The sequence below is a fragment of the Microcoleus sp. PH2017_08_TRC_O_A genome (assembly GCF_020738665.1).
In the GTDB taxonomy this organism is placed as follows: domain Bacteria; phylum Cyanobacteriota; class Cyanobacteriia; order Cyanobacteriales; family Microcoleaceae; genus Microcoleus.
On the sequence record NZ_JAEQCE010000016.1, the window covers coordinates 51,987 to 62,797 of the forward strand.

The 10,811-nt window shown below is 45.3% G+C and carries 9 protein-coding genes; all 9 read right to left on the minus strand.

The annotated features are described in order from the left end of the window. Window positions 1–3: 3 nt before the first annotated feature. Window positions 4–1,176 carry a hypothetical protein gene (locus JGK22_RS07020; RefSeq protein ID WP_293190124.1) on the minus strand — a complete coding sequence of 391 codons (1,173 nt, stop codon included), beginning with the start codon at window positions 1,174–1,176 and terminating at the stop codon, window positions 4–6. Further along, complete coding sequence (locus JGK22_RS07025) at window positions 1,166–4,675, minus strand: hypothetical protein (protein WP_293312603.1); 3,510 nt, start codon at window positions 4,673–4,675, stop codon at window positions 1,166–1,168. Before JGK22_RS07025 ends, JGK22_RS07020 begins: the two co-directional genes overlap by 11 nt. 271 nt (window positions 4,676–4,946) lie before the next feature. Next, window positions 4,947–5,090 carry a hypothetical protein gene (locus JGK22_RS07030; protein ID WP_293241415.1) on the minus strand — a complete coding sequence of 48 codons (144 nt, stop codon included), beginning with the start codon at window positions 5,088–5,090 and terminating at the stop codon, window positions 4,947–4,949. Between the two features lie 51 nt (window positions 5,091–5,141). After that, window positions 5,142–6,287, minus strand: coding sequence for a citrate synthase (locus JGK22_RS07035; protein ID WP_293190127.1), 1,146 nt, complete (start codon window positions 6,285–6,287; stop codon window positions 5,142–5,144). Window positions 6,288–6,511: 224 nt separating this feature from the next. Then, on the minus strand, window positions 6,512–7,006 hold the full coding sequence (sixA, locus tag JGK22_RS07040) for a phosphohistidine phosphatase SixA (RefSeq protein WP_293186333.1): 495 nt from the start codon (window positions 7,004–7,006) through the stop codon (window positions 6,512–6,514). Window positions 7,007–7,286: 280 nt separating this feature from the next. Beyond that, a complete protein-coding gene (locus tag JGK22_RS07045; RefSeq protein WP_293219835.1) occupies window positions 7,287–8,267 on the minus strand; it encodes a calcium-binding protein in 981 nt (326 codons plus the stop codon). A 47-nt stretch (window positions 8,268–8,314) separates the two neighbouring features. Further along, window positions 8,315–9,301, minus strand: a complete 987-nt coding sequence (locus JGK22_RS07050) for a hypothetical protein (protein WP_366025205.1) — start codon at window positions 9,299–9,301, stop codon at window positions 8,315–8,317. Further along, window positions 9,204–9,632: a DUF4347 domain-containing protein gene (locus JGK22_RS07055; protein WP_293219838.1), complete on the minus strand. Its 429-nt coding sequence runs from the start codon at window positions 9,630–9,632 to the stop codon at window positions 9,204–9,206. Before JGK22_RS07055 ends, JGK22_RS07050 begins: the two co-directional genes overlap by 98 nt. A 28-nt stretch (window positions 9,633–9,660) precedes the next feature. Continuing rightward, complete coding sequence (locus tag JGK22_RS07060; protein ID WP_293219841.1) at window positions 9,661–10,047, minus strand: DUF4347 domain-containing protein; 387 nt, start codon at window positions 10,045–10,047, stop codon at window positions 9,661–9,663. Between the last annotated feature and the right edge of the window lie 764 nt (window positions 10,048–10,811).

The following is a 10,811-nucleotide window of genomic DNA, read 5'->3' on the forward strand; positions in this document are numbered from 1 at the left end:
CGCTCAAAAAGCGCCCCAATAAATTGAACTATCGCCCTTTTTATCGCCGCTGGAACTTGGAGGGGATTTAATTTCCGAATTAGCTGCGGTGACGGGAGACAAATCGCCCGGTAAAGACCGAATTCGCAACTCGTTGAGCAAACCATTAATATGATGCGGCTCAGCATCCAGAATACTTGCTAACGGGAGCAGATTTTGCACTGCATATTCGCCGAGTTGAGCGTTAATACTTTCTGCTAAATAGCATAGCATAATGTATCTGCTACCGCTGCTGATAATATGAAATATTTTCTTGAACTCGTCAAAGTATTGAGTTCCCGGTATAGCTGAAGCGATTTTTGTTTCACCCTTCCAGAATAAATCTACATCTATTTGACTGGCTGGCAAAACTTGAGCTTTAGCAATCCAGACGATATCGAGGATTGGTTCAGAGTCATACTCGTGAAAAATCAGCCGCTTTAAACCAGAGATTAATTCCGGAGAATTGAGAGTTTTTTGCCATTCCCGACACCAATCATTACTTTGAGCATTTAAGGCATTTTTGACTGCCGCCGGACGTTCAATCACATCTTTTAATAAAGAAAGACTTCCGGCTAATTTGGCAAACTTTGGGGAGATTTGCTGGTGCAGTATCTGATTGGAGTCAATATAATCTTTGCGCCAAGGTGCGTCCGGGATGAGAACTTGACAGGCGGGAGCAAGTGTGTTGTTTGCAGTAAGAATCGGTGGATTTTTAACTGGACGGCCTTCTAATGACTGTTGAGATTCTAGGCGACTGATTACCTCGATTGCATAGTTTTTGTCTGCTGCGTTTAACGGCGTATTGCTGTATTCGGCTGCTAATTCTTCGAGAAAATCTAGGTAATCTTGCACAACGGGCGATCGCCCTTGTCCTAAAAGCTGATAGACTTCGGAAAATGGATGAGAAACATCTATCGTTGTGCGGCGGTTCCCGAAAAAAGGCACGTCATCCAAAAAAGCGTGTTTCGGCCGCCAAAACTTGCCCCTAGAATCATCCCACAGACATTGACGCCCAGCAAATCGCTGTTGAATTTGCTGGCGTTGTTCGCTGGAAATACTGCCTTTGATGAAAGTCTCATCAAGATATTTGTAAATTGCCTTGACTGATTGTATTTGTGCGTTTAAATCGTCGGATATTGTGATTTCAACTGTCATTTTCCCAAGTTTTTATTAATGTATCAAAGTGGTCAATAACTGTACTTGTATCTACAGGCATAAAACCAAGTGCTGTTTTGATTTCGGGTTTCAGCAAATCCCGCTGAGGGCGTGCAAATACGAATCTTTGGCTTGCAACTAACCGAACATCTTGAATGAAACAGACATCTTTAGCGCGATACAGCCTCGGTTCAGGTATAGCAGCGGCGGGATATTGGCTTAACTTTTGAGGATTTTGCTCAACAGGAAGCCAAGGTTTATCTGCGAGTGTTTCAGCCAGTGTTTTGTTGGTGTTTCCAATTGAGGTATATTTTAGTGCATCCCAATTATCAATGATATAGTTAAAAACCGCAATCGAAGCATCGGTTACTGCGCCTGCACCTGAACGATTCGCAGTTTGAATTAGATTGTCAACACAAACTACAATGTCATCTGCACTCAAGGTTTTTCGCATTCCCAAATTCTCAAAGAATTCGAGCCACAGTGGATAATCCTGCGAGTAAAATTCCATATCTGGAATAGCTGCTAAATTTCCGAGAATGTTGCGGATTACTTGACTTTCGGGATTGTAAATTAGTTCGACAGAGCGCAATCTGCGATCGCTACAGCGTACCAAACGCGCCTTTTTCAGCTCTTCTTTGAATGAAAAAGCATCCTCTCCTGCCTTTTCTAGTTCTTTATAAGCTTCAGTGAGATGCTCTCGAATCCACGCCAGCGCGATTAATTGTTCTTCCGGCGCTAATGAGGCATACTCAGGTAACAAACACTCGCGAATCAGTCTAGCACGATTGAGTACCGGAACTTGCAAAAGTTGGAACAGTCGCAGCCATTCTTGGTTTTTTTCTGTCCGTAAAAGCCTCAACGTACCTGCAATTTCCGGCGGTTCGTATCCGCCGCCCGGAAGGTAGACATTTTCATCGTTGAGGGAAACGATTTCGTGGGAAGTTGTGGGGTAAATTGGAAGTTGACGCAGCTTGTTGAGGCTATCTTTGTCGTAATTTGTTGGTTCTGAAGCTGCTAGGAAGTTGAGGAGAGATGTATAATGCTGTTGGTGGTAGGGCGGCAAACCTCGATCGCACCGCGAAGATACCGTGTCTAGGACATCTGGGCCTGTCAGAAAATAGACTAACAGATTTTTGTGTCTTTGGGCAAATTGGGCGATCGCACTTTCAAGTTTTGCCGGTGCTCGGACAAGCGTCACCCCAAAATACTGTACAGCCTCGATGATTTCCGCTGCAATATTATCACCGCACAACAAAGGAGTTCCCGCAGTTCCTCCTTTGTGGAGCTTACCATCATTTCCCGGAACCAGCGGAACCTTCTTTAATTCCTCGACTGTTTCTGACGACAGATATCTAGGCGAGATATTAGAAAAATAATTGTATACGAGAGTCAACCAGTCTGTATTTGGTGGATGTAGTGCATCAGCTTGCCAATCGCATTCTGACTGCGTTGAACTAATGACATGAATCAATTTTTTAGCTACTTCTGTAGCATTCATTTCTGACACACCAATCATGTTATGTCGAGGCACTACATTAGTTAAATCTCGGTGCAAAAACCATTCTAGATGATTGGCAAATATCTGCCTTGATGTATCCTCGGAAAAGTAAATAGTGCCTATCGGGTTGTAACCAAATACTTGTAAAGTATTATTCGCGAGAATAGCTAGCGGCAAACCGCGCAAATCTCGATGATTGTCGCTGATGCAATAGCGCAGCATATTCGCAATCCACTGTCTATTTTGCAGGCTGGGTTTCGGTGCATCTTGCAACGGCACACCTAGCTGTTTGTTTTCAGTTAAGTGCTGGCGCAGATTAGCCGGAGTGAATGTTTGTAATGGCAAACCTGCATCTTTAAAAGCTGCTAAAATTGAATCTGGTAATGGCGGTTCGGGAATGTCGATATTGTCGGCGCGCATTGCTGCTAATAATTCGTCCCACCACTTTTTCGAGGGTAAATTTTTAACTGTCGGAGGTGTCACCCATTTTGTTTGTGACATCGCTACCCCGCTGAATTGACGTTCAGTTACAGTGTGTTCTACAGCCGATCGCACAACTAATCTCTGATACAATAACTGTATGACACAGCGGTGCAGTTCTTCGAGAGCTTTGCTGACAGTAATTTTGCCAACAGGCCAAAACTTGTAAAATCCCTCTGGCTGATACCTGCCGATATCTTGCACTAAATCAACAATTAAATTAGCATAAGCGTGGGACAAAACGTGCTGTGCGAGTAGATGGTTCCAAATAGATCTCGGTCTATCTTTTCCAGTTTGTCCGCTGTCGCTGCTGAGGTTGTCGCGCGAACTATTTAAGTTGAAAAAACCATTAATGTGAATAGGTAGCCCGGTTTCGAGGGGAAGCGGCAAAAAACAGTAAACTTTTCCGTTGACAGGTTGAGGATTTCCCTCGGTACTCACAGCATTAATTCTTGCAGCAGCGCCCGCCCAAGGCAATACTTTTTCTTGGCTTTCGTACATTGCTTGTATGACTTTTGCCAACTCCCCGCCTTCGTCTGTCCGAATTAAACTGACTGTTCTCCAAGTTGATTTGGTATTTCGATTCCGGCTAATTGTTTCTATGTCGTGGCGGTATGAAACTGATACTAAACCTGCTGGATTATGGTGGCACAATTCCAGCAATTTGTCTGGTGTATCGGGAATTGCATCGAGGAGGAGTTGGCGTGCTTCTCGTACTTCTTGCTGGTTTTGGGTAACAATCGCGAGAATTTCTTGCCTAGTTTCTTGACTGTTGGCGGGAATTTCGTAAACTCTAATTTCCTGAACAGATTTCAAAAATAGCAGTAACTCTTCACCTGAATTAATCAGTTCGTCTAGCAGTTCTTTGATGTTGGATTCGGTGAAAGCTTGTTTGCGAATTTCGCTATTTTTCGCGTGTTCTGCGGTTCTTAAAGGCAAGCGAAACAAAGTGCCTTGAAAATTTGTCTCTCCTAATGGCAATCCTCCCGCTGCGTAGACTTGCATAAAATCGGGATATTTTTCGTACCATTTAGTGTTTGCTAAATTCCACTCGCGCCCGGGTTCTTGTCTGGAAGTGCCGGGGATAGCTGCGCCGTGGGGGTCAAAAAAAATAATGCGATCGCGCGAAACGAAGCTGGGATAATCTGTAACGTGATATATGGCATTAAACCCGACGCCAAATCTACCCGTTTTCTGCAAGTCTCGCGCTTTTTCACTTTGTCCCAGGCTGCGGATGCTGTCAAAGTCTTTGTCTGTAAAAACGCGATCGTTGTAGACTAGCATCGCCGGCCCCATGAGCTGTATCATGCGATCGTCAGGCAATTGTTTAGGCTGATGCTGCCGCCAATCCAGAGTAATTTCTACCCGCGTTGCTTTAGCATCGTCAGCATTTTGGATCAACTCTTTGATAATGCCAACGCCTTCGGGATAATCTCGGATAATCCCTCTTAACCGGGCGATTAAGGGTTCGGATTGGTAGAAAGATTTGCCCTCAGTTTCGCTGTTGCTATAAGCCATAGATGTTATGTTCGCTTTCTACCAAATACTATACAAGCAAAGCGTAAATACAAGCAGGATTCCCACTGAGTACCCTACCGAAAGCTATTCGTAATATTCCCATAAAAAACCTCAGACCCGCAAGCCTGAGGACCGGAGTTCCTGAAAATCGTCATTTCTTACTATTATCGTCAACGAACAGCATAAAATACAAGAGGGGTGAAACCCAGCACGGCAGTTGTTGGCAGACTGAGATTTCTTCCTGACTCGCAACGCGAAAGCGGTTTTTGATTCAATACTTCATATCATGTCCGATCGATTGACCGCAATAAGTAAGGTTCGTAGTGCGGACTTCAGTCCGCAGCATTATGCGGACTGAAGTCCGCACTACGAACTGTTTTTGCGATCGCAACCGACAGGACATAACATTAGGCATACATTCACAAGTCCTCTCGCCATTTTATCGATCGCACTTGATAATTATGCTTTAAGATGGGAGCCTGTCCTCGATCGCAATATAAGGCTCACCGTGAGTACCCGTATAGATTTGAGTCGGACGGTAAATGCGGTTTGTCTCTAGCTGTTCCTTCCAGTGGGCCAGCCAACCGGCAACTCGGGCGATCGCAAAAACTGGTGTAAACAAGTCCGTCGGAATTCCCATTTTCCGGTAAACCAGACCAGAATAGAAATCTACATTAGCATAAATTCCTTTGTGAGCCAATTTCTCTTCAACGACTTCTTCCAACTTGACAGCAATGTCGTAATAATCATCGCGACCAAAGTTGTCAAATAACTGTTCCGCTAACCCTTGGAGAATAGTTGCTCTCGGATCTTTCACCTTATAAACTCGGTGTCCGAAGCCCATGATTTTGTCCTTATTTTCAACGCACTTCTCGACAAAAGGCCGCACGTTTGCTACAGAACCAATTTGCTCCAACATCTCAATCACTTCTTCATTCGCTCCCCCGTGCAGCGGCCCCGCCAAAGTGCCAACTGCTGAAGCAATCACCCCGTAAGGATCTGTTAGCGTCGAAGCTGTTACCATTGCCGAAAATGTAGAGGCATTGATAGTATGTTCGGCGTGCAGAGTCAGACAAACGTCAAAAATATTAGCTAACAGCGGATCTGGTTCTCGCTCGTTTAGCATATAAAGAAAGTTAGCCGAGTAGTTCAAGTCATCCCTCGGCCGCACGGGGTCATTACCTCGCCGCATTTGCTGGAACGCTGCTACCATTGTGGGAATCTTAGCTAGCAGCCGCACTACAGCTTCTCGAATATATGCTGGGTTAGCCAGAGCTCGGCGCGAGTAAAATAAACCTAAAGCCGCTGCTGAAGCTTGCAGGGCATCCATGGGATGTCCTCTTTCGGGAAAGCATTTCATCATGTCGCGGATGCGATATTTGATCCGGCGGTGATAGCGAATTTCATGCTCGAAAGCTTCTAGTTCTTCCTTTGTTGGAAGTACACCCCAGATTAATAAATATGACGTTTCGACAAAGGAACTTTTGAGTGCTAGTTCCTCGATGCTAATCCCGCGATATTCCAGCACCCCTTTTTGTCCATCTACGTAACTAATACTGGACAAGGTGGCGGGAACACCTTCTAAACCTGGTTTGAATTCGCCGACGACCATTGCGATACCGTGTTGTGTGAGTTGAATCTAATCAAATTACATTAGCAGAAAGCAAGATCGTGTCACCGTCTTGACCAATAATAATTCGATCGCGACTCAGGCACTCCGGCGCTCAGAAACGGGATTTTTCAACGAAGTTATCAATCGCGCCGCTAGATATTTTCGCCCCTCCCACCCGCTTTCTGCGCCCGAAAATCTGGGTTTAAGAGGGCGATTCGCCGTTTCTAGCAGAGCAAAAACTTGGGCCCAGTCAGCCAGAACATTTGGCTGCGGCCGACTGGGGAACCTGTTTCGGGGAGAATTAAACCGATGATACCTGCTTTTTTGAGAATGAGGGTGTCGTGCGATCGCCCCCAAAGCAAAGTTTCAGCCCAATTGCCCAAATCTGGTTGGTGCCCCACCAGGGCCAAGCTGCGGTTCCCTGTTTCCTGCCACTGCTTGTACCACCTCAGCCAGTCCCCGATGTCTCCTGAAGGTGCGAGGGGGAGGGATTCTTCTATTTTGGAACTCAGACCCGCTGACAGCAGGATTTGGGCGGTTTGTGTGGCGCGTAGTAGGGGACTGGAAAGAATCAGATCGAACTGAATTTCGAGCTCGTACAGCCGCTGAGCGATTTTTCGGGTTTTACGATCGCCCTCTTTAGTTAGGGGCCGTTCCTCGTCTGTATCATATTCTTCGGGTTCCGCTGCGATGCCGTGACGGACTAGGTAGAGATGCACGCTTGGCTGTCCTTTTTGATAGTTGTGCGATGGCTACGCCCCGGCTTACGCCTACGTACTTCCTTTGAGATTGGGTGCGATCGCATTTTCGCCCCATTGTACAACTGCCTTACAATCCTGTGCTGTCGTCAGGTTGACTTCAAAAGTACGTTAAAGGTACGTAGTTGCGCTTTAGCGCTCTATTCTAGACTAATAGAGCGCTAAAGCGCAACAACGTACCTTAGATATCGGTTGAAAAACTCGGCTTATTCAGCCTGCGTGCCTAAATCCCGAGTGCAATCTAAACCAGAAGGAAATCTGATTGAGAAATCAAGTTATTTGCTCCAATTACCGTCGCCAAGACTTCCCCAGTGCTGGCAAATTTCAGGAAGGTAGTGTTAGCACTTTGGCTGATTTGTAACTGCGACAAATTCAAACCACCTGTGATGACAAATTTATCCGAACCAACCTCAAAATTAACAATCGTATCCGCGCCACTGCCGGGGTTTAACACAAAGCGATCGCTGCCAATACCTCCAATCAGAGTATCGTCACCCATATCGCCAATCAACCAATCATCACCCATACCACCGGTGAGTAAATCGTTATCTTTACCACCGATTAAAGTATCGTTACCTTCACCGCCAGCGAGCGTATCTTGTCCTTCATTACCGTTGATCCAATCATCGCCAGCACCGCCATCAATACAATCTTGCTGACCGATCGCACCGACAGCAACAGAGATACCTTTGTTATCTCCAAGAATCGTATCGTTGCCATCATTGCCACAGAGCATATCATTACCATTATCACCGAACATCAAGTCATTGCCTGCATCACCGTGAATAATGTCATCATCCTTGCCACCGCGTAGGGTATCGTCGTCTTTGCCGCCACTAATAGTGTCATTCGCTTCATCTCCGTTGAGGAAGTCGTTGCCACCACCACCAAATAGCAAGTCGCGTCCTTGTGTATCTCGCACCAACGAATCTGTCGTACCGCCGTACAGGATATCGTTACCGCTATCGCCGATCAAAGTATCGGAACCTATTTCGCCCCAGATCAGGTCGTTGTCTTTGCCACCGTAAGCTTTGTCGTTACCTTTACCGCCATATACGGTATCGTTGCCATTGCCACCAGCGATTAAATCCGCACCTCGATCGCCAAATATTAAGTCTCCTTCGTTAGAAGTATCAGCCATCGGGTTGCCGTAATCGCCGACGATGGTGTCTCCATCTTCGCCACCGTAGAGGGTGTCGGAACCGAGCTCGCCATATACCAAATCGCTGCCTTTTCCTCCGAAAGCTTTGTCGTTTCCCTCCCCTCCAACTAGGGTGTCGGTTCAGTATTAAAGGTTGACACAAGCGACATAGTATGTATGTTGATGTAGACCTTGGCCGGGCTCTCGCATGAGGACAAAAAAATGGTTGGCGATCGCGATCTACTGTCACCCTCATCCTTCGCCCTACATAATACATATTTCGTTATTTTTGTCAAACCGAGTGTCGCGGTTGCAGGGCTGGTAGCACCTTTGTCATCGGTAGCGCTGTAAGTAAAATTAGCGCCGTTGAATGTGCCTGTCGATTTGAAGAATAACTGACTAATTTGAGCCGGAGTCAGGGTTTGACCTGCTATGACTGCCACTCCACCTGTTGCCGGATCTCCTAGAAATAAGACGCCTTGGGCTGCTGGCGGTAGCGTGTTGACGGTGTAAGATGCGATCGTCCCGTCAGCATCTGTAGCACCCAATCCGGTTACAGGGACGGTGCTACCAGGATTGACTGTAGTGCTGGGGCTAGCTGTAACAGGAGGTTGGTTCGCAGCAACAGCAGTTAAGTCAGTCGCACTGTTGTTGTTGCTAACGATCTTATCGACGATACCTTCTGGCGGAGTTGCCGTAGCTGTGTTGCTAATCGTAGTGTCGATCGCGCTATTAGCAACAGTACCAGTAACAATATAGGTAGCAGTCGATCCAGCATCTAGATCCAGTTTCGTATTGATGTTGTTGCCCGAACCCGATCGATCCGCAGCAGTCGGGAAAGCACCTACACCTGAAAGCGAAGCAGTCCAAGTGACTCCCGTCAAGCTAGCAGGAAGGTTATCGGTAAAGGATATACCTTTTATGTAGCAGGAACTGTTGTTTGTAACAGTAACTGTATAACTCAGAAGAGTGCCTGGTGTTGCAGTAGTCTGCCCGTCAGTTTTTGTGACTGCTAAGTCAGCATCGGGAGTTGGTGTCGGTAGGGTTCCAGGTGCCGATCCGACCGTTATTGGTAGGTTCCAGGTAATAAAGCAGGTTGACTGATGATAGCGGATCTCTGGCCACTGCTTGGGGAGCGAAAGGCAGTGTATTGGGTACCGAAGGAGTTATACTGCCTCCGGTGTTGACACTGGTAATTAAGACGTTACCGTTGGCGATCGCATAAATAACGTTTGGCTGGCAGTCAACCGCTAGCGTGGACTGATAATCCGCGATCGCATCTGCTTGAAAAGCTAAGGGAGATTCGATCGCTCCTGTTAATTTCTCTAAATTCCAGTTGCCGCCCAGTAGTGCGCTGCCAGTTAAATCTGTTGAAGCTGCAATATCAGCACCAGTTAAAGAACCTATTTTGTTTACGAAGTTTTCGCCTAATTCGCCAGCCGCCACATCGCAGCCGTAAATCAGAATATCGGCATTAGTAGTAAGTAAGTGAGTTTCCCCACTGTTGCAACTGTTCGCTATAGGTATTTAGTGTCTCAGAGTTGAGTCTTGTTGCACCCAATTGCAAGTTTCCAGAACCCCCGTGAGAAACAATATGAACGCTTTTAATATCACTCCGGCTGGCTAAAATTTCGCTAATTTGTTCTACTCCATCCCGCGCTGAATCTAAGATAAATACTTCTGTTCCCGGTCTGGCTCCGCTGGCGAGACTCTGATAATTATCTACATTTCCATCTATAAATAGTAGTTCTTTTTTTGGTTTTACTTGTGGAATTAAGTTTATGGCATTTACATAGCTAGCAACAGTAATTTCCGAAAGATTAGAACCATTATTTTGATCGCTTGTCTCAAGAATATTCATTGTCTTTGATGGCGGATGTATTGTTTTTTATATTTAACCTACCCCTTTCTTTGGTAAGAACCTTCAGTATATTCCACATACTTTTGAATTGCATCAATTGATAATATATATGCAATTTAAAAAACAAAAAGAGCAACTATTGCGTAAAACCATTATTCTGCAATGGTTTTACCGCAAGTTAGTTACCCTTTAACACAAAGATATTTTTTAGAGTACCCACAAAAGACTCAAGAATTTCAGGATGTGTTTATTACAAGCCTTTGGGTTTTTGCACTATTTGAAATTAAGTTAGCAAGCTATCTAAAACCTGATGGGATTTAAAACTTTTACTAATTTAATTATCAAATTGTTGTCTTTGATACAATTTTGTCAGATTTACCTTGCTAAGTCATTGGCCATTATGCTTATCTATTTTTTCACTCGTAAGCCATTTATCGGCAGTAGATTTACTTACATCAAATTTCAATAATGGTTCGATACTTATAGCGATCGCCAAAACGCTGAAAACTTTATTAATTGCTGAAACGTTTGTTTTTATTGGTTAGTGGTTATTGCTTCTTGCCTGTTTCTTCTTACTTCTGCTACGGATACTTATGTGTTTTCCCCTACGTATTTCTGTGATGACTCCACTTTATTTGCATCTAGAAGCCGATCGACTCCTGTGCGATCGTACTTTTGATCCAAATTCTGTCTTTGCCTTCGTGGCTGCGGAAGTTAGTAAAACCTATAGCGGATCTAGCTCTCATATTCGCGGACGTTGTTGG